The sequence below is a fragment of the Dickeya poaceiphila genome (genome assembly GCF_007858975.2).
Classification (GTDB): domain Bacteria; phylum Pseudomonadota; class Gammaproteobacteria; order Enterobacterales; family Enterobacteriaceae; genus Dickeya; species Dickeya poaceiphila.
Genome location: NZ_CP042220.2, coordinates 1852257 through 1876040, shown reverse-complemented (window position 1 = coordinate 1876040; position 23784 = coordinate 1852257). Strand labels below are relative to the sequence as shown.

24 protein-coding genes are annotated in these 23784 nt (G+C 52.8%); 15 read left to right on the top strand and 9 right to left on the bottom strand.

All coding sequences use genetic code 11. The features are described 5' to 3' along the window. Window positions 1-48 precede the first annotated feature (48 nt). Together Dpoa569_RS08390 and Dpoa569_RS08385 are read right to left on the bottom strand one after the other, a co-directional pair. Window positions 49-1404 carry an esterase-like activity of phytase family protein gene (locus tag Dpoa569_RS08390; RefSeq protein ID WP_042870889.1) on the bottom strand — a complete coding sequence of 452 codons (1356 nt, stop codon included), beginning with the start codon at window positions 1402-1404 and terminating at the stop codon, window positions 49-51. Between the two features lie 159 nt (window positions 1405-1563). Beyond that, complete coding sequence (locus tag Dpoa569_RS08385) at window positions 1564-2064, bottom strand: phage tail protein (protein ID WP_146411235.1); 501 nt, start codon at window positions 2062-2064, stop codon at window positions 1564-1566. 24 nt (window positions 2065-2088) lie between these two features. On the opposite strand from Dpoa569_RS08385, the gene Dpoa569_RS08380 reads away from it, so the two are divergent. The 14 genes from Dpoa569_RS08380 to Dpoa569_RS08315 all read left to right on the top strand — a co-directional run bounded on the left by Dpoa569_RS08380 (window position 2089) and on the right by Dpoa569_RS08315 (window position 15701). Then, window positions 2089-2643, top strand: coding sequence for a recombinase family protein (locus tag Dpoa569_RS08380; protein WP_042870905.1), 555 nt, complete (start codon window positions 2089-2091; stop codon window positions 2641-2643). Between the two features lie 185 nt (window positions 2644-2828). Continuing rightward, on the top strand, window positions 2829-3419 hold the full coding sequence (locus Dpoa569_RS08375) for a phage tail protein (protein ID WP_042870908.1): 591 nt from the start codon (window positions 2829-2831) through the stop codon (window positions 3417-3419). A gap of 2 nt (window positions 3420-3421) precedes the next feature. Beyond that, window positions 3422-4033, top strand: coding sequence for a tail fiber assembly protein (locus Dpoa569_RS08370; protein ID WP_042870910.1), 612 nt, complete (start codon window positions 3422-3424; stop codon window positions 4031-4033). A 222-nt stretch (window positions 4034-4255) separates the two neighbouring features. Then, window positions 4256-5425: a phage tail sheath protein gene (locus tag Dpoa569_RS08365; RefSeq protein WP_042870912.1), complete on the top strand. Its 1170-nt coding sequence runs from the start codon at window positions 4256-4258 to the stop codon at window positions 5423-5425. Between the two features lie 14 nt (window positions 5426-5439). Further along, complete coding sequence (locus Dpoa569_RS08360; protein ID WP_042870914.1) at window positions 5440-5958, top strand: phage major tail tube protein; 519 nt, start codon at window positions 5440-5442, stop codon at window positions 5956-5958. Window positions 5959-6027: 69 nt separating this feature from the next. Next, window positions 6028-6318: a phage tail assembly protein gene (locus Dpoa569_RS08355; RefSeq protein WP_042870916.1), complete on the top strand. Its 291-nt coding sequence runs from the start codon at window positions 6028-6030 to the stop codon at window positions 6316-6318. 32 nt (window positions 6319-6350) lie between these two features. Continuing rightward, window positions 6351-6470 (top strand): GpE family phage tail protein, encoded by a 120-nt coding sequence (locus Dpoa569_RS08350; RefSeq protein WP_012769533.1) that lies wholly within the window; start codon window positions 6351-6353, stop codon window positions 6468-6470. Beyond that, on the top strand, window positions 6463-7539 hold the full coding sequence (locus Dpoa569_RS08345; RefSeq protein WP_042873938.1) for a hypothetical protein: 1077 nt from the start codon (window positions 6463-6465) through the stop codon (window positions 7537-7539). The genes Dpoa569_RS08350 and Dpoa569_RS08345 overlap by 8 nt, the downstream gene beginning before the upstream one ends. 10 nt (window positions 7540-7549) lie before the next feature. Then, window positions 7550-8044 carry a phage tail protein gene (locus tag Dpoa569_RS08340; protein WP_042873939.1) on the top strand — a complete coding sequence of 165 codons (495 nt, stop codon included), beginning with the start codon at window positions 7550-7552 and terminating at the stop codon, window positions 8042-8044. Next, the gene (locus Dpoa569_RS08335; protein ID WP_042870918.1) at window positions 8041-9219 is read left to right on the top strand and encodes a contractile injection system protein, VgrG/Pvc8 family; all 1179 of its coding nucleotides are present in this window, start codon (window positions 8041-8043) and stop codon (window positions 9217-9219) included. Before Dpoa569_RS08340 ends, Dpoa569_RS08335 begins: the two co-directional genes overlap by 4 nt. 96 nt (window positions 9220-9315) lie before the next feature. Continuing rightward, complete coding sequence (locus Dpoa569_RS08330; protein WP_042870920.1) at window positions 9316-9507, top strand: ogr/Delta-like zinc finger family protein; 192 nt, start codon at window positions 9316-9318, stop codon at window positions 9505-9507. Window positions 9508-9883: 376 nt separating this feature from the next. Continuing rightward, the gene (guaD, locus tag Dpoa569_RS08325) at window positions 9884-11236 is read left to right on the top strand and encodes a guanine deaminase (protein ID WP_050569454.1); all 1353 of its coding nucleotides are present in this window, start codon (window positions 9884-9886) and stop codon (window positions 11234-11236) included. Window positions 11237-11505: 269 nt separating this feature from the next. Continuing rightward, window positions 11506-13320 (top strand): bifunctional diguanylate cyclase/phosphodiesterase, encoded by a 1815-nt coding sequence (locus Dpoa569_RS08320; protein WP_042870922.1) that lies wholly within the window; start codon window positions 11506-11508, stop codon window positions 13318-13320. Between the two features lie 833 nt (window positions 13321-14153). After that, entirely contained in the window at window positions 14154-15701 is a 1548-nt protein-coding gene (locus Dpoa569_RS08315; protein WP_042870924.1) for a methyl-accepting chemotaxis protein, read from the top strand. A gap of 160 nt (window positions 15702-15861) precedes the next feature. On the opposite strand, the gene Dpoa569_RS08310 is transcribed toward Dpoa569_RS08315, so the two are convergent. Together Dpoa569_RS08310 and Dpoa569_RS08305 are read right to left on the bottom strand one after the other, a co-directional pair. Then, window positions 15862-16161 carry a hypothetical protein gene (locus Dpoa569_RS08310; RefSeq protein WP_042873941.1) on the bottom strand — a complete coding sequence of 100 codons (300 nt, stop codon included), beginning with the start codon at window positions 16159-16161 and terminating at the stop codon, window positions 15862-15864. Window positions 16162-16288: 127 nt separating this feature from the next. Beyond that, the gene (locus Dpoa569_RS08305) at window positions 16289-16978 is read right to left on the bottom strand and encodes a metallophosphoesterase (RefSeq protein WP_042870926.1); all 690 of its coding nucleotides are present in this window, start codon (window positions 16976-16978) and stop codon (window positions 16289-16291) included. Window positions 16979-17164: 186 nt separating this feature from the next. On the opposite strand from Dpoa569_RS08305, the gene Dpoa569_RS08300 reads away from it, so the two are divergent. Further along, a complete protein-coding gene (locus Dpoa569_RS08300; protein WP_146411232.1) occupies window positions 17165-18421 on the top strand; it encodes a chloride channel protein in 1257 nt (418 codons plus the stop codon). Window positions 18422-18549: 128 nt separating this feature from the next. Here Dpoa569_RS08300 and Dpoa569_RS08295 read toward each other — a convergent pair whose 3' ends face one another. The 5 genes from Dpoa569_RS08295 to Dpoa569_RS08275 all read right to left on the bottom strand — a co-directional run bounded on the left by Dpoa569_RS08295 (window position 18550) and on the right by Dpoa569_RS08275 (window position 23684). After that, the gene (locus tag Dpoa569_RS08295) at window positions 18550-20145 is read right to left on the bottom strand and encodes an ABC transporter substrate-binding protein (RefSeq protein WP_128569817.1); all 1596 of its coding nucleotides are present in this window, start codon (window positions 20143-20145) and stop codon (window positions 18550-18552) included. 97 nt (window positions 20146-20242) lie between these two features. Further along, entirely contained in the window at window positions 20243-20926 is a 684-nt protein-coding gene (locus Dpoa569_RS08290) for an ABC transporter ATP-binding protein (protein WP_042870930.1), read from the bottom strand. Further along, window positions 20919-21767, bottom strand: a complete 849-nt coding sequence (locus Dpoa569_RS08285; protein WP_042870933.1) for an ATP-binding cassette domain-containing protein — start codon at window positions 21765-21767, stop codon at window positions 20919-20921. Before Dpoa569_RS08285 ends, Dpoa569_RS08290 begins: the two co-directional genes overlap by 8 nt. Then, a complete protein-coding gene (locus tag Dpoa569_RS08280) occupies window positions 21754-22632 on the bottom strand; it encodes an ABC transporter permease (RefSeq protein WP_042870935.1) in 879 nt (292 codons plus the stop codon). Before Dpoa569_RS08280 ends, Dpoa569_RS08285 begins: the two co-directional genes overlap by 14 nt. After that, complete coding sequence (locus Dpoa569_RS08275; protein ID WP_042870937.1) at window positions 22629-23684, bottom strand: ABC transporter permease; 1056 nt, start codon at window positions 23682-23684, stop codon at window positions 22629-22631. Before Dpoa569_RS08275 ends, Dpoa569_RS08280 begins: the two co-directional genes overlap by 4 nt. Window positions 23685-23784: the final 100 nt, after the last annotated feature.

Below are 23784 nucleotides of genomic sequence, written 5' to 3'. Positions count from 1 at the left end.
ACAGCGGCGCACCCACTTAGGATGCGCCGTTTGACATGCCACTGGTTCTTAACGAAGCGGTTGAGGAAGGTGGATGATCCACAACTGGCTGGCCGCTTCATCCTTAGGGAGCGATTCGAGTTCCACCCGTGTATCGACAGGGTGGCCGTCTAGCAAGAGTTTGCCGTCAGGCCCGACCTGATAGCTGCCGATTTTCCTCACATCATTGGCGGGGTTAACCAGTACAGACTGTAAACCGAAATCATTGTCATTGGTTACCGCCAGCGTGCTGGCGTCAATCAGCGCCAACCCTTCAGCTTTCTCCGGCTTCCAGCCCAACTGACGTAAATCAACCAGTTGTTGTTTTTTCGCCAGTACGATGCCGCGTTTCTCCAGCGTTTTGGCATCATTCCACTCTGCTGGCTGAGTTGCATCGAATGTGGTCAGGTCGCTGGCGTCACGCAGATCGACACGATAGATCAGGTTGTGTATCACCTTGTTCTTGCCAGTACCTTGTTCAATCACCAATACGTCATGATCGTTCAGTGCCACCATGTCGCCAATTTTAGCATCACCGGTTTTTTTCCACCGATCCACATCCAGTGGATAACCGTACATAGCCGTTTTACCTGTTGAAGGGTCAAAACTGACCAAACGGATAAACAACGCTTTATTTTGGGTTTTCCCCTCGATATCCAGCGTGCTTTGTACCGCAGCAAGAAGACGACCATCCGGCATCCGGGTGATGCCCTCAAAACCCCGGTTAGGTTGTCGCCATTTAAGAATGTTGGGTAAACCGCTGGCGACGGCTTGCTCGCCGGGTAGTGGCGTTGGTCCCACCTTTTCCAGAATGCTGCCCTGTGCATCAATATGAATCAGAAATGGTCCGTATTCGTCTGAGAGCCAGAATCCTCCCTGTCCATCCAGGGTAATCCCTTCGGTATCCAGGCCACGGCGATCATCCGACAGTTTTTTCAGTACATCGCTGAGTGCTACCTCATTGGTCGTGCCGAGTAGCGAATCGGGCAAGGGCAAACCGCTGACAGGACCCGATTTATCATGCAACTGACGGCGTGCTGTGGCTTGCGCACCGTTGGCATCCACAGTAATGGTCATCATTGAGGGGGTAAAATCAGGTACGGCGAAAATTTTCGCCTCTTTGCCTTGATATTCCGGTGCATCAGCATTGGGTCCGCGATCAGTAACGGTAGCAAAGGTGAGTTTATCGCCATCACGCCCGATGAATGACAACCCGGAACCGATCCCCATAGGAAAACCGTTGGGGAAACGTGCCTGCCATTTGCCGTGATAACTGACCCGATCATTATCGGGAAACGTAATCTGGTACTGCTCAGTTTGAATATCCGCGGCCTGAACAACATGGGCCAGCAGGATCATAGAAAGAAGCGGTAAGCAAAGGCGCATAGTCAAATCCTGTAAAAGAAAGTGGCGTATTACACCAAAACTGTAATCGACGTATCGATGACGGTACAGGACGACAACAATACATATTGTAAAACGCGGTGAGTTTCCTCACCGCGTAAATAGCAGTTTGATAGCTATTGGATCGATACAACCAGATGGTCAGGCCGCCCTTACTATATAGCTAAAGGCGATATTGCGCGGGCGGTTTTCGTTGGCTGTCGGCACCACTCTGGAAGCATCAAACGCAAAGTCATCATTCATTTGTGCAACAACTGCTGATGCTGGTGCTATCGAATTTCGGGAACCAGTATCATAAAACGCACCAGTGTAAGCATCAAATCCAACATAAACACCACTTACAAACCCGGTGATGTTTCTAATCGCATCGCCCTGCAGCGAAAGTAGGCTTCTGTTGCTATCCACCCCACGTCCATCATCCCAGCCGCGAATAAATTCGCCGCGCAGATCCGGCAGCACGCCGCCGGGGTAGACTTGCGCCAGTTTCGGGAAAGCGTTTTTGTCGAAGGCCTGACCGTTGCATTTCAGCCAGCCGGCGGGCGGTGTGGCTTGCGGCCAGGGCAACGGGATGCCGACGATATCCGCGATTTTTAGTGTGTCGCTTAAACCCAGGTTTGCGAGAAAACAAGGAGATAAATACAATCAGCCTTTTCAGGAGGTTACGTTATGCTTATTGGCTATGCCAGGGTATCGACCAGCGATCAAAATACCGAATTACAGAAAAACGCGCTGGTCAGTGCAAATTGTGAACTGATTTTTGAAGATCAGGCCAGCGGCAAAAATGCCCGGCGGCCAGGGCTTAAGCGAGCGTTACGAAAACTCAAACGCGGCGACACGCTGATTGTCTGGAAACTGGACCGGTTGGGTCGCAGCGTGCGTGATTTGATTACCATGGTGTCGGACCTGCAAGGCCGGGGAATTCACTTTCGTAGCCTGACCGACGCCATTGATACTTCAACACCCGCTGGCCGCTTCTTCTTCCATGTGATGAGTGCGCTGGCCGAGATGGAGCGCGAGTTGATAGTCGAACGTACCCGTGCAGGGCTGGCAGCAGCCAGATCAGCCGGTCGCATTGGTGGGCGGCGGCGCATTATGACGCCGGATGCGATTGATCATGCCAGAGCATTGTTGAGTAATGGCGCAACCCGCTGGCAAATTGCGAATATTATTGGTGTGTCAGAAAAAACCATTTATAAATATCTGCCAGTAAGGCATAAGTAATATTATGAAAAACACTCACAAGAATAAATGGTAAGCATTATGACACTTACCATAAACACATAAAGCAAATATCGTATTTCCCGTCTTTCACACAACAGAATTATAATGAACGACATGTATTTTCACGAAACAATACCGATACGCAAGATCACCAGCGTACCTTTTATTCCATTGAGAGAAAATACATGAAAAAATACAACCCCTTCTGTTCATTTGACCTGATACCAGGCAAAGATAATTTATATCAAAATAATCATACTCATATTGGCAGCAATTTACATGGATGTTGTAGATGCCATGTGGAGCAGCAGTATATTCCTGCTATCACTCCCGCTCCTACCGATGGATTGAAAGAGTTGGTCGGTATTCCACAACCCTGGCCGTTGGCGGAAGCGCCGGAAGGCTGGCTGAAATGTAATGGACAGGCATTTGATACCGCAAAATATCCGCAACTGACAAAATTATATCCCGCCGGTGCCTTACCGGATCTGCGCGGCGAATTTATTCGCGGCTGGGATGATGGGCGTGGGGTGGATACAGACAGAAAACTGTTATCAGCACAAGCCGCTACTCATATTACTGGAGACGATGGAACTTATCCAACACTTAACGGTATTGGTAATCTATCCGAATGTAATGCAGACAAACCCGATGGTAATGATCGTACTCTATATTGGTTAGATACCAACAAATCGGAAAAACAAGCCAGCGAAAAATTCTGGGGTGCTACCCGTCCGCGTAATATTGCTTTCAGCTATATCGTTAAGGCAGGTTAATCATGACAACACAAAACGAAAATACGACTCAGCTGAATGAACAGGGGCTGAGTATCGGCAATGGATATATTCAGGTTTACCATATTGATCCGCAAACACGGGAATATATCGGCAGCACACGGGAATTCCTGATGGAAGGCGTTGGCATTCCGGCGCACAGTTTTATTGATGCACCGCCGGAAATACCATCCGGCCAAACCATCGTGCGCAGTCAGGACGGTTCAAGCTGGGAAAGCATGAGCGATTATCGCGGGCAGACCGCTTACGATAAACAGACGCGGCAACCGAGCCAGATAAGCCAACCGGGTGCCTTGCCTGATACCCTGACGTTACTGCCGCCCTCTTCTGCCTACGATGTCTGGCAGGGCGATAAATGGGTGGCTGATGAAAAGGCACAGCAGGCCGCGCAGCTCAACGCCGCTCAACAGCAACAGGCCAGTTACCTCGCTCAGGCGGAAAAACGCCTGACCGTACTGCAGTACGCCGTTGAGCTGAACATGGCGAGCGAGCAGGAAGTTCAGGCGCTGAAAGACTGGAAAACCTATCTGGTATTGTTAAACCGGGTGAATCTCTCCACTGCGCCGGCTATCGACTGGCCGACTATGCCTGCCTGATTCACTGCTCACACTAACGCACTCTGATGTGCGCCATGCCAAAGATGCCGTTGTCACCGCAACGGCATCTTTTTTATTTTCAAATAACCATTTGTTTTTAAATAAAATTAAATTCTCTTTCTTATTTCCCTGTTGTGCCATCGGATACCAAACCCCATTCGGATGCCTTCTGTTTCCTGTCAAGGCACTATTACTCCCACCCCACAACAGGAGACATTCTTGATGAGTGATTTTCATCACGGTACGCAGGTCGTCGAAATCAACGACGGTACCCGCGTCATTTCAACTGTATCAACCGCGATCGTCGGTATGGTCTGTACTGGACCGGATGCTGACGCCGCCACTTTCCCACTGAATACACCGGTGCTGATTACCGATGTGCTGACCGCCGCAGGCAAAGCCGGTAAAACCGGTACGCTGGCTGCTGCGCTGCAAGCCATCGGTGACCAGACTAAACCGGTTACGGTAGTCGTTCGCGTAGCCGAAGGCGCCAATGAGGCTGAAACGGTGTCCAACATCATCGGCGGCGCCGATGCCAACGGCAAATACACCGGTATGAAAGCCCTGCTGGATGCCCAGGCAGTGACTGGCGTGAAACCGCGCATCCTCGGCGTTCCAGGGTTGGATTCCCAGCCTGTCGCCACCGCGCTGGCTTCTATTTGTCAGTCGCTGCGCGCCTTCGGTTATGTGAGCGCTTATGGCTGTAAGACCCTGTCCGATGCCATCAAATACCGCGGCAACTTTAATCAGCGTGAGCTGATGGTAATTTGGCCGGACTTTATCGCCTGGAACACCGTGACCAACGCCAGCGCGACTGCCTACGCCACCGCACGCGCGTTGGGCCTGCGTGCCAAAATCGACCAGGAAACCGGCTGGCACAAAACCCTGTCTAACGTCGGCGTTAACGGTGTTACCGGCATCTCCGCCAGCGTGTACTGGGACCTGCAGACCATCGGCAGCGATGCAGACCTGCTGAACCAGGCTGGCGTGACCACGCTGGTACGTAAGGACGGTTTCCGCTTCTGGGGTAACCGCACCTGTTCCGACGATCCGCTTTTCCTGTTTGAAAACTACACCCGCACGGCGCAGGTACTGGCCGACACCATGGCCGAAGCGCACATGTGGGCGGTTGACAAACCGGTAACTGCCACCCTGATCCGCGACATTATCGAGGGTATCAAGGCTAAATTCCGCGAACTGAAATCCAACGGCTACATCATCGACGCTGACTGCTGGTTCGATGAAAGCGCCAACGATAAAGAAACGCTGAAGGCAGGCAAGCTGTACATCGACTACGAGTACACCCCGGTGCCGCCACTGGAAAACCTCACGCTGCGTCAGCGTATCACCGACAAGTATCTGGTGAACCTGGCCGCATCTGTTAACAGCTAAGGAGCGACAGACTCATGGCACTGCCACGTAAACTTAAATATCTCAACCTGTTCAACGACGGTATGAGCTACATGGGCCAGGTGCATTCCGTCACCCTGCCGAAACTGACCCGCAAACTGGAAAACTACCGTGGCGGCGGTATGCAAGGTTCTGCACCGGTAGATTTCGGTCTGGACAACGACGCGCTGGTGATGGAATGGAACATGGGCGGTCTGCCGGACAGCGCCTTCTGGAGCCAGTACGCACTGCCGGGCGCCGATGCGGTTCCGCTGCGTTTCGCCGGTTCTTACCAGCGTGATGACACCGGTGACATCACCGCTGTTGAAATCGTATTGCGCGGTCGCCACAAGTCGATTGACAGCGGCGAATCCAAGCAAGGGGAAGAAACCGACGTACGCATCTCCACCCAGTGTACCTACTACAAACTGATCATTGACGGCGTCGATATGATTGAAATCGACACCATCAACATGATCGAAAAAGTCAACGGCGTTGACCGTCTGGAACAGCACCGCCGCAATATCGGTCTGTAATGACCGCTTCATGGCCAGCTACGGCTGGCCATTCTTGTTGATCTTATTGATAAAACTGGAGTCTTTATTATGACGGCTGAAACCACTGCACAACATCATGTGATTACCCTGAACACCCCGATTAAACGCGGTGAAACCCTGATCGACGCCATCACGCTGCTCACACCCACTGCCGGTACGCTGCGCGGCATCGGGCTGGCCGCCCTGGCAAGCGCCGATGTAGAGGCGTTGATTAAGTTGCTGCCGCGCATCACCTACCCTGCCCTGACCGAAGCCGATGTCATGGGGCTGGAACTGCCTGACCTGCTTGAATTCGCCGGTAAGGTGATCAGTTTTTTATCACCGGGCTCGGTACGCTAACGCCTCCACCGAGCCTCACGGTTGACGACCTGATGGCGGATATCGCTGTGGTGTTCCACTGGCCGCCGTCAGAACTTTTCCCCATGAGCCTGGCAGAGTTGATTAACTGGCGTGGCCGGGCGCTACAACGAAGTGGACAAGACTATGCCTAAGCCATCAACCACCCCGAACGCGGGGCCGACGGCAACGCAACGCAACAACGCTCAGGACAACAGCATTTTCTCGCCGCTCCGGGACAATGTGTACCTGAGTAAAATCAACAGTGTGTTGCAGGATTTCTTAAGCAAAGCCGGTCAAATCAGCCATGGCGATGCATTCAACGCCGTCGGTGCGCCGAAAAACAATCGCACCAGCAGAAAAAAAAGCGGCAGACTTTCTGCCGCAGCACAGCTGGGCATGTTGGGTAACCTGGCCAGACGATTCGACGTGCTGACCGCAGCCCTGAACCCGGCCTCTTCCGCATTAAAAAATGCTCACGCCCTTTCCGGTACGGACAATGCCGGTTTCTCACGGTCAGGCCAGAGTCCCGGTTCAGGCGTGACGCAGTCGCTCATCGCCCAGGCGAGTGACGGCGTCAACAGCATCTATTTGTCTGCAGCCGCGGCGATGCAGGCGCAACAGCACATTGCCGGTCTGGTGCCGTCTGCCAGACTGGCTGGCGGTGCTGCTGCCCCCTCGCTGCCGGGAAATGTCGCCGCCTTGCTGAATGCGCAACAGAGCCTCAACCTGCCGACCAACCTCCTGCCACAGCCTGGTGCGACATCGCAAACCGGTGCCGAAGGACTGAACGCACTCACCGGAACCGCACAGGAATCCTTCGTTGGCATGGAAGAAACCAGCATGATGCTCACTGCATTAAGCTATGCAGATCTGGATGACGGCGATGGCGGCGCTGATTTTCAAGGAGGATTGGAGAATCTGCAGGCGCTTTCAGGATCGGCGATGCAACTGCTCAGTCAGCCGGGCCTGACGAGTCAAAACAGTGTGGAAAACCACGCCAGCTTACAGTCGGATATGACTAACGGCCATTACAGCGCCCTCTCTCCGAATGCATCACAACAGTATTTTGACCAGCGCGTGGTCAATAACATCACCATCACCGTACCGGAAAACAGTAACCTCGACGTAATTAAACAATACATTGAAGAGGCACTGAGAAAATACAGCCCGAATAGCAGCGCCTATTCCTACAACTCGATGACCTCTAATCTCATTTCATGAGGATAATATGATGATGCTTGCACTGGGTTTATTTGTATTTCAATTGCAAACGCTGCCGTACAGCACCCTCAGTCGTAATGTCAATTATCGCTGGGCTAATAATGGCCGCATTGGCCTGCGTCCTGCGCAACAGTTTTTAGGGCAGGGAAATGAAACCATCAGCCTCAATGGCGTGTTATGCCCGGAAATCAACGGTAAGTTCAGTAAACTCTCGTTATCGGCGCTGGAACTGATGGCGGGCACAGGGCGTGCCTGGCCGCTTATCGAAGGCAGCGGCACCATTTACGGCATGTACGTTATCGAGAGTTTGCAACACACCAACACGGAATTCTTCTCCAACGGCAGCGCCAAGCGTATCGAATTTTCGATTAACCTGACGCGTGTTGATGAATCACTGATCGCCATGTTTGGCGACCTCAGCCAGCAGGCTACCGATTTGTATAACCAGCAAATCACGCCGGCTATTGCTTCCGCCAAAGCCGCCATCGGAGGTGTCTTCTCGTGATAGTGAATAACCGCATCGGTATTGCCGATCAACTCGCGCCGGACTACCTGATCACGCTGACGGACTCGTCAGGCGATACCAAAACGACCCGCAACCTCAGCCAGCGACTCATTTCACTGTCATTACATGATGTCATGGGCTTTGAGTCCGACCAGCTATCGCTGGATATCGACGACAGCGACGGCAAAGTGCTCATGCCTAAACGGGGTGAGAAAATTGGCGTCAAAATTGGCTGGAAAGGCAAGGCATTGGTTGACAAAGGCACCTTTGTGGTTGACCAGGTCAGCCATAGCGGTGCGCCGGACAGAATTACCCTCAACGCACGTAGTGTGAATTTTCGTGGCGACATCAACACGCCACGTGATGGCTCCTATAACACCACTACGCTTGGCGATATCGCCCGGACGATTGCTGAACGTTATAGTCTGTTGCCGTCAATTGAAACCACTCTGGCCAATACGGCGATTGTGCACGAAAACCAATCCAAAGAGTCCGATTTATCGTTCCTCTGCCGTCTGGCCAGAAAATACAGCGGTACGGTGGCGATAAAAAGCGATACGTTGCGACTTTTTGTCGCCGGCAACGGTACGGCGGCAGACGGCAAAAATGTAGCGACTTATCTGATCGAACGCAGCGATGGCGATTCACACAGTTTTACGATTGCTGATCGCATCGCCAACACGTCGGTCACCGCTAACTGGCATGACAGCAACGATGCAAAAACACATACTGTGAAGATAAGCCGTCAGCGTAAAGCACAAACGGAGACATCGCCGTCACACCCCAACGCCAAATCGTCCACCCAGCTATCCGAGCCGTCTACAGACGATTATCTGGCCGGGGAAGAGGACAGTCAGCAAACGCTACAAACCACCTATTCCAGTCAGGATGAAGCCACGCAGGCAGCCTTGAGCAAGTGGCGTGAAACCCAACGTGGCACGGTGACGTTCTCGATCTCGCTGGCAAAAGGCATGGAAAATCTGAAACCCGGCGCGTTGGTGAATCTGAAAGGATTCAAGCAGGTGATCGACGAACGGCAGTGGACTATCAAGCGACTGACCCACACCATCGCAGGTAACGGTTTTACCACCGCCATTGAGCTGGAAGTATCGATGCTGGATGTCGCCTACGACATAAGCTATAGCGTTGTCGATAGCGCAAACGCCACACGATAAACCACTTTTCGAATTTATAGTTTGCAAATTCGAATTATGTGACGTACCATGTGTGTAAGATGTTTAACTAACTCGTACACATAAGGTGATTTCAACATGATGCATTGTCCGCTTTGCCGTCATTCCGCTCATGCCCGTTCCAGTCGCTACCTGTCTGAAAATACCAAGGAGCGTTACCACCAGTGCACTAACGTAAACTGTGGTCACACCTTCGTTACCATGGAAGCGATTACCCGCTCCATCATGGTGCCAGGTAAGACTGAGCCGGTCGAAGGCGAAAGTAAGTAATAATTTCTCTCCTACTCCGTGTTTCCTTAACTTTTCTGACCGTCTTTCCCCGCCGCCCGGCGGGTTTTTTTATAATCAATACACACCATGTGTTTTTATTACTTCCATTATCTCGCTATCAGAAAAACGTATTATTGACGCTGACCGCCGTCGGCTTTTAGTATCGAATGGCTTTTGCTGATTTTCAGTCACTTGCCACGACGATACCCGCCTGACGGGCCGCCGCCGCAAGGGATGAATCCTGCCGTGACGATGGTGCCCTTCCCCCCTTCACCGTCAAAAATCAGACGCTAACACCGTTTTGAACAACATGAGGGCAGGAAAAACGTCACGTAAATGCACGCTGTTTTCCTGTTCCTCAGCAGGGAGAACACGCATGATGGAAACCACTCAGGCTTACCGCGCCAGTCTGTTGCACTTTGTCGCCGACCCATTGCATAACCCGCAGGCCACCCGTTTTATTGAGGATGGCTTGCTGCTGGTGCGCGACGGACGCATTCAAGGCGCTGTGCCGTATGACAGCCTTACCGACGCTGATCGCCGGGCAATGACGGTGATTGACTACCGCGGCCAGTTGCTGATGCCGGGATTGATCGACACCCATATCCATTTCCCACAAACCGAAATGATTGCCTGTTACGGCGAGCAGTTATTGTCCTGGCTTAATACCTACACCTTTCCCACCGAGCGCAAGTTCGCCGATAAAGATTACGCCGCAAATCGAGCCAAATTCTTCATTCAGGAATTACTGCGACACGGCACCACCAGCGCGCTGGTGTTCGCCACCGTGCACCCGCAATCGGTTGATGCGCTGTTCAGCGCCGCTGAAGCCAAAAACATGTGCCTGATTGCCGGCAAGGTGATGATGGACCGCCATGCGCCGGATGACCTGTGCGATACCGCGCAGCAAAGCTATGACGAGAGCAAGGCGCTGATTGAAAAATGGCATCGCCGCGGACGATTGCGCTATGCGGTCACGCCGCGCTTTGCACCGACTTCCACCCCAGAGCAACTGGCACTGGCGGGTCGATTATTGCAGGAGTATCCGGATGTGTATCTGCATACCCACCTCTGCGAAAATCCGGACGAAATCGCCTGGGTTAAATCACTGTTTCCTGAACAGCAACACTATCTTGACGTTTACCATCACCATGGGCTGACCGGGCGTCGTTCCGTGTTTGCCCATGCCATTCACCTGCAACCGGATGAAATCCATACGCTGGCGCAAAGCCAATCCGCCGTGGCGTTTTGCCCCAGTTCAAACCTGTTTTTAGGCAGCGGTCTGTTCAGACTGCATCCACTAAAAGCCGCGGGGATTCGCATTGGCATGGGAACCGATGTCGGCGCCGGCACCAGCCTGTCATTGCTGCAAACACTCAGCGACGGTTACAAAGTACAGCAATTGCAGGGGGAAAAACTCTCGGCGCGTGAAGGGTTGTATCAGGCGACGCTGGGCGGAGCCACCGCACTGTCGCTGGATGACCGGCTGGGGAATTTCCTGCCGGGTAAAGACGCTGATTTCATCGTGTTGGACTGGGCCGCCACCCCACTGCAACAATTACGCCAGCAACAGTCCACCTCGCTGGACTCCCGGCTGTTCGCCTTGATGATGCAAGGCGACGACCGAAACATCCGTGCCACCTATATCCACGGCGAATGCGTCTATACCCGTCATACGTCAAGTTGCCGCTGTGTTGGCTTTTCTCACTCCCCCCAGTCACTTACCTGAGTAAATGTCTGGGGATTTGCTGCGTGCCGCCGTGGTGATGACCGGTTCCAAACCTGGTTGAAATAAAGCACGCAGGAAGTGCCTCTCAAAGGGTGACATATCGCACATTTCACTTAAAAAAGCCGCGCTGCGGTGTGTCACCTACCGATAACTACTCTTGAATCACACCGGAAAGATGCTCAAGCCAATTGTGGGACGGCGACATCAGCTTAGCGCTTCTCTTTTATGGAGCTGCCAGCCACTATCAACAGGTTCTATAAGGTTTCGTCATGACGTCCCCATGCCATCGTTGCAGTGAAGAACAACAAGATATCCTCGCGCGTATGCTGAATATTTTTGACACTCAGCCCAGCGAAGAGCTACCGCGCCTGGCACGCATCACCCGGACTTTTTTTCAGGTTCAGAGCGTGGTGATCTCACTGGTAAACAGTGAACGACAATGGTTTCTGTCGAAAGCCAATTTTCCCCGTCAGGAACTGGCTATCGAATTTTCCTTCTGTGCTCATACCGTGAACGCCAACGCGCCGCTGATTGTTCCCGATACCTTGCTGGATCAACGCTTCGCAACTAATCCACTGGTTACCGGCGATGATCCGATCCGTTTTCACGCCAGTTATCCGCTGCTTTCCTCGCTCGGCACGCCGATTGGCGCGCTGTGCCTGTACCACCACCAACCACGTACATTTAGCGACGATGAACTACAACAACTGAGTGATCTGGCCTGTATTGTACAAACCGTGCTGCATAAAGTGGAAATGCAGGCACGCGAAACCATCGCTCAGGAGAAGCTGTATCTGGCGGATTACATCAACCAGCAGATATTTTCCAGCGCCGCTATTGGTCTGGCACTGGTAGCGCCGGACAAGCGGCCACTCAAATGTAATCATGCGCTTTGCGACATGCTCGGCTACGACGAAGCAACGTTACTGACGCTGCCGCTGGACAACGTCGTCCACCCGGAAGACTTACCTGCATTAATGAGCAACTACGACCTGTTGATGGACAGCAACGTGTGGGAGAGCACGCAACAACACCGTTATATTCGTTCAGATGGGCGCGAGCTGTGGGCGCAGGTGTCTATTTCAGTGCTCTGCAATCCGGACGGCAGCAAGTTCGGTCTGTTGCTGGCGCTGACCGATCTCAGTGATCAGAAAGCATCTGAACTGGCATTGCGCGAGCTGAGTCTGGAACTGGAAAATCGGGTGGAACAGCGCACCGCCGAACTGCGTCAGAGCCATCAATTTATTCAGGATATTACCGACCATATTCCGGCGATGATTGCCTGCATCAGCCCGGACAACGTACTGGTTTTCGCCAACCGCCACCTGCGCAAGCTAATCGGCCTTGAGCATGGCGCCCCATACCAGCGCAATATCCACGAGATATTCCGCCCGCAGGTACTGACGCTACTGTTGCCTCAACTGGAGGAATCTCGCCAGAAACAACATCCCATGTCCCTGGAGCATGTGCTGGACATGCCTGATGGTCAACGCGTCACCTTGCACACTGAGTTGGCACCAGCCGAGTCGCCGGAACTCGGCACCTATATTCTCTCCACCGATATCACCCACCTGACGGTACTCCGTGATCAATTGACGTTTGAAGCCAATCACGATCATCTGACTGGCTTGCCCAACCGGCGAGCAGTCATCAGCTATCTGGGTCGTTTGTCGGGTAAAAAACGGCGCGGCGCGCTGGCGTTGTTGTTTTTCGATATCAACAATTTCAAATACTATAACGACCAGTTCGGGCATGATTTTGGTGATCGCGTCATCAAAACCTTCGCCCGTCTGCTGCGCCAGAACACCCGGTCTTACGATTTCATTGGCCGTCTGTCGGGCGATGAATTTCTGATGGTTATCCATGAGCAACGTAATCTGACCAACGAAATTCACGCTATCACCCAAAAACTGAAAGCGAAGATCGAAAGACCGATCACTATCCGTCATCAAACCATTACGTTATCCGCCAGCATAGGACGTGCCATTTTACCGCAAGACGCCCCGCTTAACGCCAATGAACTGATCCGTCAGGCCGATGCCGCCATGTATCAGGACAAACGACGCCACTTATTGATGCCATAACTCAGCAAAATCGAATCACAGCAAAGTCGCAAGCTGAACCACGGCAAGAATTGCGGTTATATCACCACGTACCCAAATAAGTGATGCGCGCCGCTTTTCTTTGATGCCAAAAACAATACCGCCGCCATTACCCGTTTTATTTATCATTACGCTATTGAGATAGCGCATCCTCTATTGAGATAGCACATCATTACTTTCTTCAAAAAATGAAATTTTCCAGACAAGTGCTAAATTTAAAATGATATCGGGTCAAACAGCATATACCCAAAATAATTCGGGTTGCAGGAAGGCGGCAAGTGAGTGAATCCCGATGAGCTTACTCTGGTAAGTGATTCGGGTGAACGAACGCAGCCAACACACCTGCAACTTGAAGTATGACGGGTATGCATGTCTCCGCTATCCTTTAATGAACCAAGCCGTTAGTGGCCGGATTCCCTGATTTTTCATATCAGGGTCATGGATATATATCGCCAGAGTTCCCCAAGGCGTTACGATAAAGTAAAAAAAAATCTCATGCATTGTTCCCAGCCACATTGACAGACAGGGAGTTAACCGCCATGTAAATAAAAACGTTTTGCATTAAAGATACGTTTTATCTTCCATTTATCCTTTGTCAGAAAAAATGGTTATTAACCCATAATTCGTTATAGCCAAAATAATTTGAATGGCAGAAAAATAGCGTTGAACGCGGTTTACATCGGCGCTAAAGCAGCAAAACTGGAGAGAACCAATAATAAAAGCACACCTGCAACCTGAAGTATGACAGGCATATGTCTTTTTAATACAGCATACCCTGAAGTCCAGATTAAGAATAATTTTCAAGAGGACCTGAAATGCGCAACAACCAGCCAGTCACACAAAGGGAATACGTTTTTGATAAGGATGCCACACTCATGTCGGTCACCGACGTAGACGGTCATATTGTTTATGCTAACGACGCCTTTATTCAGGTCAGTGGTTTCGATCCTGACGAAATTGATGGGCAACCACATAATGTTGTTCGCCACCCGGATGTACCGGCTGAAGCCTTCCGTGACATGTGGCAAACACTAGAGCAACAGGAGCCCTGGACAGCGCTGGTTAAGAACAGGCGCAAGAACGGCGATCACTACTGGGTACGGGCCAATGCCGTGCCGATTGTGCGCCATGGCCGCACGACCGGTTATATGTCGGTCCGAACCCAACCTTCGCGTCAGGAAGTGGATGCAGCGGAAAAGCTCTATCAGACGATGCAAAGCGCTCAGGGTAACAATCTGAAGTTAGAAAAAGGGGTGCTGTTTCGCACCGGCCTGACCGGACTCTTTTCACGCCTGAATTTTATCTCCATGCGCTGGCGACTACGGGGGCTTATCGCGCTGGCGGCGTTAATCAGTTATATCGTGTTCTGGGCGATTCATGGCAGTTTTGACACCGGTTTTTATAGCACCAGTGCGTTTATGACCGGCATGATGCTACTGCTGGATGGTTTACTGGAATGGCAGTTAATCGCCCCGGTCGAAATGGTCAAACGGCAAGCGTTAGATATCGCTACCGGCAACGTCAACACTATTGATTATGGCAATCGCGCCGATGAGATTGGCACCATCCAGCGCGCTATCGGGCAGTTGGGGCTAATGTTTCGCTGGCTGGTGGATGACATCAGTATGCAGGTGCTGAATATCCGCTCCGCCAGCGACGACCTGGCCCACGGCAGTGAAGACATGAGCGACCATGCCGAACGCACCGCCGCGAATGTGCAGCAGACCGCCGCCGCCATGAACGAAATCAATACCACCGTACAAACCAACACCACCACCACCAGAGAAGCCAGCCAGCAGGCTGAAACCGCCTGTGATGCCGCCATCAGCGGCGGTCGGGTAATTGGCGAAATGGAAAAAACCATGGACAGTATTGTCGCCAGTTCGGAGAAAATCGCCGGTATTACCTCGATCATCGATAACATCGCGTTTCAAACCAACATACTGGCCCTGAACGCGGCGGTAGAAGCCGCACGCGCCGGCGAACAAGGGAAAGGATTTGCCGTTGTGGCTGGTGAAGTGCGTAGTCTGGCACAACGTAGCGCCAGCGCCGCCAATGAGATCAAGCAGTTGATCGAGTCCAGCGTGGCGCAGGTTCGTTATGGGTCAACCCACGTCAGGGATGCGGGCGACAGCACACAGAACATCGTGGCCAGGGTAAATAGCGTCAGTGAGTTGATTTCGCATATTGCCGATTCAACCAAAGAGCAAACCGTCGGGCTGTCTGAAATAGGCCGGGCAGTAGAAGAACTGGAACAGATTACCCAACAAAATGCATCCCAGGTAAGCGCCTGTGCACAGGCATCAGACCAGCTCAGGCAACAAGCACATCGGCTGGAACAGGCATTACACGTATTCCGATAATCCGGTTACCGTCAGTAACACGCCCTGATGAGGTCATCATCAGGGCGTGAGATAATCACATTATTTCAACTATTATTGCTACTTCTATTGCTACTTCTATTGCCACTCTTGCTACTTCGGGCATTAATCTCTATTTTCGGGTGTCTGACTATGGTGAGTATTACTTCGCACGCTCTTTATTTGCTTCACGCCAGCGCACCACCTGCTCTTTCGTAATATCATCTTTATAACAAAGCGGCGCGGCACCGCCTTTACGACTCCAGGCGCTACGTCCGCCACAACGCCTGCCATTTTTGTCCGAACTATATGGGCAGGCACAATTTCCCGAATAATCGGCTATCGATTCTTCAATCATGATTTGCCTGACCTGATTATCATTCAACCGAGTATTTTTCGCGCCCACCGTGGCGGTAAATAAAAAACATGACATACATAATAATTGGAAAAAATACTTTTTCACGACGCTATCCTCGTTCATAAAATGCCAGATTCGAATTCAGAACCCGAAGTATTAATCATAGATCGCTTTCTTCAATCCGCAGGAGATAAGTCAAACAGTGTGAATTTTTCCCGGTAATAATCTGTCGTTATGGGCTAATACCATCCTGAATTCGGCATAGCGTCAATTCACCGCCAAATACAGCGCCGGTATCGATATACTGCACATTCCAGCATCTCAGGATCTGACGCAATGGTGTATGCCCGAACAGAAAACGGTCTGCACCGATAATTGGTCCGCCGATACCCGCCATCGCCCGGCTGACACGCTGTCGGCTCCATAACACCTGTGTCCAGGATAGCGGCTGACCATACCGATAGCGTTCCGCCGGGTAATCGGCATGAGCCACCACGGTGCGTTTGCCGGTCACAGTCTCAATCTCGATGACATAGGGCAACTGTGCCGCCTGAGCCAGCAACTGCCGTGCCAATGCCTGACGCTCGCCAGTCAACCGGAAAAACCAGTCGCCGCCATTGGCTCGCCACAGGGCAATGCGCCCGGTATCGTTAAGTGCGTCCAACGCCATTTGCTCATGATTGCCGCGTACCGCACGAAACCAGCGCTGCTGCAACAAATCAAGACAAGCGAGATTTTCGTCCCCGCGGTCAATGATGTCGCCTACGGATACCAGCAGATCTCGGTCGGTATCAAACCCAGCCTGTTCCAGCGTTACCATCAGTTGCTGATAGCACCCGTGTATATCGCCCACGACAAAAATATGACGCCAGTCAGCGCCTGTAATGCGCTGATAGGTTGACGGTTGTTGGTCGCTCGTCATGTTGCCGTCTCCTATCGATGTATTACCTGATCGATGTATTTGCCTGATAGATGCATTGCGGCCCAGATACCTGCGGTTGAGATAGATTCAGTAGAATATGCAACACGCAAAATAGGCAACAATTACAATGTACGGTGAGAAGTCAATGCGCGGCAATGCGGTTCTCTGTGTTCGATGTGGGTGTGTATGTCCGAAATAATGTCCCAGCGTATTCGTTTCATCGTTGCGCTACTGTCAACCGGCATACTCGCCGGCATCGGTGGTCTGTTGCTGGCGCTGTTGCTCCATACCATTCAACATCTGGCCTATGGTTATAGTTTGGACCATATCATTAGCGAAGAAAGTTTTTTACAAGGCGTCTCGGCAGCAGCACCCATCCGACGCGTTATTGTGTTGCTACTCTGTGGTCTGGTAGCAGGACTGGGGTGGTATGCACTCTATCGCTATGGTCGTCGTCTGGTGAGCATTACCGCGGCATTACAGGCAGAAAAGCCAGATATGCCGGTAAAAGAGACGATAATCCACGTTCTGCTACAAATTACTACCGTCGCGCTTGGATCGCCGCTGGGACGAGAAGTCGCACCGCGAGAGCTGGGAGCACTGGCTGCCACCCATCTCTGCCATGCGTTGCGCATGACCCCGGAGGATACCCGGCTGTTGATAGCGTGTGGCGCCGGGGGTGGACTGGCGGCAGTCTATAACGTACCGCTTGGCGGCGCGCTGTTTGTGGTTGAAGTCTTGCTGGCGCGAGTTCACATTAAAACCAGTTTGGCGGCGCTGTTGACCTGCTCGCTGGCGACGCTGGTGGCGCGCATCGGTCTGGGCGATGAATATCAATACCACCTCAGCCTGCCGCTGGATGTCTCTGGCAACCTGACCGTATGGGCGCTGCTCACCGGGCCACTCTTCGGGGGAGCCGCCTGGCTGTTCGTCCGCCTCACCCGTCATGCCCGCCAACACTCACCACAAAACGCCCGTCTCATCATCACCAACCTGCTCAACTTCGCATTGCTGGGTTTGCTGGTCATCATCCTGCCGCAACTGGCGGGTAACGGCAAAGGCCCGGCAGAACTGAGTTTCACCAGCCAGTTGTCGGTATCCATGGCGTTGTTGCTATTAGGATGCAAGGTGTTGGTGCAATGGAGTAGCCTGCGCGCTGGCGCTCAGGGCGGCTTGCTGACCCCCGGTCTGGCCAACGGTGCATTGCTGGCGATAGCGTTGGGCGGCATCTGGTCGTGGTTCTTCCCACACAACCAGCCGGGCGCTTACGCCGTCATTGGCGCAGCAGCGTTTTTGGCAACCTCAATGAAAATGCCGATCACCAGTCTGGTGTTGATCATGGAACTGACCCGCATCAACAACGATTTTTTTGTGCCGATGGCGCTGTGTATTGCCGGAGCGGTCAGCACTAATGCGCTGATTGAAAAAAAATACCGTGATTGAAAAAATGTGCGTTGATTAAAAGAACGCACATTGATTGAACGAATGGCATCGAGTGAAAAAGCAGTGGCGGCCTGCTGACCAGATCCCTGGTGTTGGCTCGTCAAACCGGGCGGCGGATTGCGTACCGCTCATGGTGATGCGGGCGTTTTCACCTTGCTGATCTCATCAAAGTAAAGCATGGAATTGGCGATACTCTGGCGGACATTCACCAGCGTATTACGCACCGCCACCAGCCGTTTTCCCTGCAACATCACTACAAACGGCGAATCTTCCCTGACAGCCTGCTGCAATCGCAGATAGATGTTGCGTCGCATTTGTGACTCGCACTGCACAGCCGCCGCTTTGGTCAACAAACTCAACTCAGGGATGACCCAGCCTAATCGGCTGACCAGCGTACCCGGCCCACCCGGCGGGCTAAAGGTAAATGCACTGGCATTACTATTAGGGTCGATATAATCCGGTCCCCAATAGGTGAAGACCGCCTGAAAACGGCCACTGCGCATACGCGTCCAGAGTTCACTCTCCGTCACCGCCTGCACATCTATACGAATATCGGCACGGGAAAAACTGTCCTGCAGCGCCTGCGCCACCTCAATATAAGGCGGTTGATTGGTTACCAGCAGCGTAAACCGGCTGCCCGGCGCTATCCCGCCGTCGCGCAACAAACGTCTGGCTTTCTCCACATCAAGCCGGAACGGCTCTTCTTGCGACGCACCGTCAAACCCCCACGGCAGGAAATTCTGATGCACCCAAAACTGATCTTTCAGCAACCGATGGGCAATACTCTGATAATCGACCAGCCAGCGTGCCGCCTGCCAAAAGGCGGACTGACTCAGAAAGGGAGCGGTGTTACTGCGAGTATTGAAGCCCAGATAGTAAATCTTAAATCCAGGCGTCATGCTCACAGTGACACCCGGTTGATGTTCCAGCGCACTGAATTGATCCGCACCCAGATCGTAGGCCACATCAACATCGCCCTGTAACAACAACAAGCGGCGTACACTAGGGTCGGAGACATCTTTCAATATCACCTGCGCCAGTGCAGGGGGGCGACGCGTGTATGGGTTACTCTCCAGCAACAGCGCCTGCTGAGGCAGATAATGGCGAATGCGATAGCTGCCGCTACCCGCCGAATGGCTCTTCAGCCATTTATTGCCAAAATCGCCATGCTCGCTGTGTTTTTCCACTACCTTGCCGTCAACAATCAGTGCGACGCTCGCCGATAACAAGCGCAATGCCAGTTCGCTGCCAATATCACTGGTCCAGCGAATCTCCAGCGTATGATCGTCGATTTCCCGAAATTGCATATCGATATTACCGGGCTTCCATCCCAATTCGTTCAGGATAAACACAGGTGTTTTGTTAAGTTTTACTGATCGGGTCAACGAATAAATGACATCGTCAGCCAGTACCGGGTTGCCGGAGGCGAACACTGCATCGGGGTCGAGAGTAAAGATCAGGCTTTTTCCATCCTGGCCTTCGCGCCAGCTGAGCGCCAGATCGGGGTTCAGTTGGGTCGGCTGAGTGCGATCAATCGCCACCAACCCTTGATAAAGCGAGGTAAGACTACTGTTGCTGACGGTTTCAAAACTTTCCGCCGGGTCAAAACTGATAATGCCATTCAGAGAAACCGCCACCACTAACGTATCATCTGGTGTAGACGCACTCGCCGGTGGGCTGGCCATCAAGATTAGCGTCAACAGAATGGCACACCATGCCTTCATCATCTCTTCCTCACTATCAACGCATCAGCTCAACATCGGTTTGCCGGAAATCCGCTTGCGCCGCCACATAGCTACATAGTAACACCTACCATTTCACTCAACGTGGTTGCAGCCTGCCGTCCTGTATCCACACCATGCGGTCACACATATGTTCCATCACATTGCAATCATGGCTGATGATGATAATGGTCAGATCGTCCTCTTCCCGCCTGCGGTTTAGCAAATTGAGGATGCGCGCCTGCCCCACCGAATCCAGCGCTGATGTGGCTTCATCCAGCAACAATAAGCGCGGACGCAGCAACAACGCACGTAATAGCGCCGTCTGCTGACGTTGCCCACCCGATAGTTGATGCGGATAGCTATCCAGCAGGTAGTCAGGCAAGCCAACCTGCCCGGCCCCCTGCGCCAACCGCTCATCAATGTCCGTGAGCCCCATCAGCCGCAAGGGGTCACCCAACGTTTTACGCAGGTTGCGACGCGGATGCAACGAGGCGTAAGGGTCCTGAAATACCATCTGTACCTGTCGGCGTAACGTCTGCCCGAACGACTGACCCGGCAACACGGACTGTTCAAGTAGCGTCATCGTCCCCGACCAATGTGGATTCAACCCTGCCAGCATCCATAACAATGAGGACTTTCCGCTACCGGACGGTCCGGCCAGACCGAAGCACTCCCCAGTCACTACGTTAAAACTGGCTTGATGCACAACGTCATGACGCTGACATCCTTGCCAATGCGCCACACTCACCTGCTGCAAGACAACCGCCATGGACTCATGCATCACACCGCGCCTCTGGTTCGTCCGGCGTTATCGGCAGGATCTGTCCATGAGTATGCTTACCTGGCCGGGATTGCCATAACGCCCTGGTGTATGGATGCGTCGCATCCGGCAGTTGCGACGCAGTCAGGGCATCCACCACATTTCCCTGGCGCATTACCAGGATGCGGGCGCAATGGTGTACCACTAACGGCAAATCATGGCTAATCAGCAGTAACCCCATATGATGCGCGGTCAGCAAATGGTCAAGCAGCGACAGCACCTGTACACGAGCTTCCTGATCCAGCGCAAAGGTACGCTCGTCAATAATCAACAGATCGGGACGGGTAATCATTGCCATAGCCAGCATGACCCGCTGCGCCATACCGCCGGAAATCTGGTGGGGATAACATGCCAGCACCCCGCCAGCATCCGCCAGACCGACCGAATTAAGGCTCTCCAGCACCCGTTCTTGCCGTTCACGGCGCGAAAACTGTGTATGCAGCCGCAGCGGTTCCTCTATTTGCCAACCGATAGTGCGCATGGGGTTAAGCGCGTGCTTCGGCCCCTGCATGACCATCGCTATACGCCAGCCACGCCACTGTCGCCACTGCCGTGGACTTAACTGCAGCAAATCTTGCCCGGCCAGTTCCAGTCGTTCAGCCTGCATCCGGCACTCATGCGGCAATAACCCCATCAACGCCCAGGCCAGCAACGACTTTCCCGACCCTGATTCTCCCACCAGCGCCACCCGTTCACGTCGCATACTGAATGATAGCGGCTGCACCAGCGTCTGTGAGTTACCGTGATGGCGTCGGATCGACAAATTTTTGACATCAAGCAGCCAGGGTTCAGTGTTTGTCATAGCGAGGGTCCAGTCTGTCGCGCAATACGTTGCCTAACAGATTAAAGGTCAGACTGGTGAGGAAAATAGCCAATCCCGGCATAGTGGCAACCCACCACTGTTCCAACATCACGTTGCTGCCTTCCGCTACCATCGCGCCCCATTCTGCCATCGGCGGCGGCGCCCCAAATCCAAGAAAACCCAGACCGGCAGCCGCCAGAATCATATTTCCCGGCGTCATGGCGGCCCGTGCCAGCACGCCGGGCAGACACAATGGCAGCACATGACCGTACATCAATCGCCACCCGTTGATGCCCTGCATCCGGGCAGCAGCCAGAAACTCGCTGTTACGCAGCGCCATAGTCTCAGTCCGCGCCTGACGCGCAAACTGCGGCCATGCCGTCAACGCCAGAGCCAGTGCACCATGCAATAATCCTGGTCCCAGCACGGCTACCAGCGCCAACGCAATCACCAACCCCGGCAATGCCAGTATGATGTCCGTAAACCGCATCAGTAATTGATCGACCCAGCCACCCAGATAACCGGACCCCACACCGACCAACAGGCCGATAGGTATGGTGATGACAAGTATCAACGCCACCATCATCAACGCGGGTCGGGTACCATAAATCACTCTTGATAACAGGTCACGACCAAAACCGTCTGTTCCCAACCAATGGTCCGGGCCAGGTGGCTGTAAGCGCTCCATCATATTTTGCGTATAGGGATCAAACGGCGCCAGCCAGGGAGCGAAAAGCGCAATCAGCGTCAACAGGCTCAAAATCACTATGCAGATATTGATACCGTTCAGCGCTACGATACCGTTCAACACGATGGTCCGCCGCACCGGCTGACGGTTAGTATGAAATGTTGACATCCACTTCATCGTGTACGGGGGTCCAGTAAAAAAATCAGCACATCAGCCAGCGCATTCAGCACAATGAAGCAAACCCCAATCAACAGCGTTGCGCCCAATACCGCTGGAATGTCCGCGGAAAACAGCGCCGCCGTCAGGTAACGCCCCACTCCAGGCCAGGAAAATACCGTTTCGACCAGAATCGCGCCTTCCAGCAAACTGGCATAAGACAGCATCAACACCGTCACCATTACCATTCGAATATTCGGCAAAATATGAAACAGCAGTATCCGTAGCGGGCTGGCGCCCATGGCGTGGGCCAGCGTGACATACTCTTTACCACACTCTTCCAGAATAGCAGTACGCAGCATACGGGCAATGCTGGACATCGACACAAAACCCAGCACGCTGGCAGGAAGCCACAGGTGCGCCAGTGCATTGCGGAACATCGCCAGACGATGGTTCCAACTGTTAAGGTTCCAACTGTTAAATAGTGTGAGACTGCTCGGCAACTCCGCCGGGTACTGATAAATATCATCGAGCCGCCCCGGCCCCGCAGACCAGTGCAACACCGCGTAAAACAGTAACAAGCCCAGCAGGCTAATCCAGAACACCGGTACTGAGTACCCCAGCAATGCCACACATCGCACCAGATAATCCAGCACGCCGCCGGGCTTTAGCGCCGACAGCAACGCCAGCGTGATACCGCCGAAAAAACCGAGCACAATCGCACTGGTCGCCAGCTCAAAGGTGGCCGGAAAGGTACGCAGTAAATCGTCCAGCACCGGCTGCGACGTCGTACGCGACACGCCTAAATCACCCTGCATCAGCGCGAAGAGATAACTCCAGAATTGCCGCCACAATGGCTGACTAAGCCCCAGTGGTTGACTTATCTGACCAGAGATCGTGTCACCGACATATCGAGCTGTTACAGGAAAAACCTGATCGACCGATGCCAGATGGGTTAGCAGAAAGGTAAAAAACAGCAGGCCCAACAGCGTCAGGCACAATGAAACAACACCACCCAGCACTTTACCGGGACGCGCCGCAGTTCCCCATATCTGTTGGTAAAATGAACTCATTAACGGTGGCCTTGTTACCGAAATGACAATCCGATGTCATGATAATACCGTATTAATATAATACTATATTTAGATGTTCATATATCGTGATAATCGCATC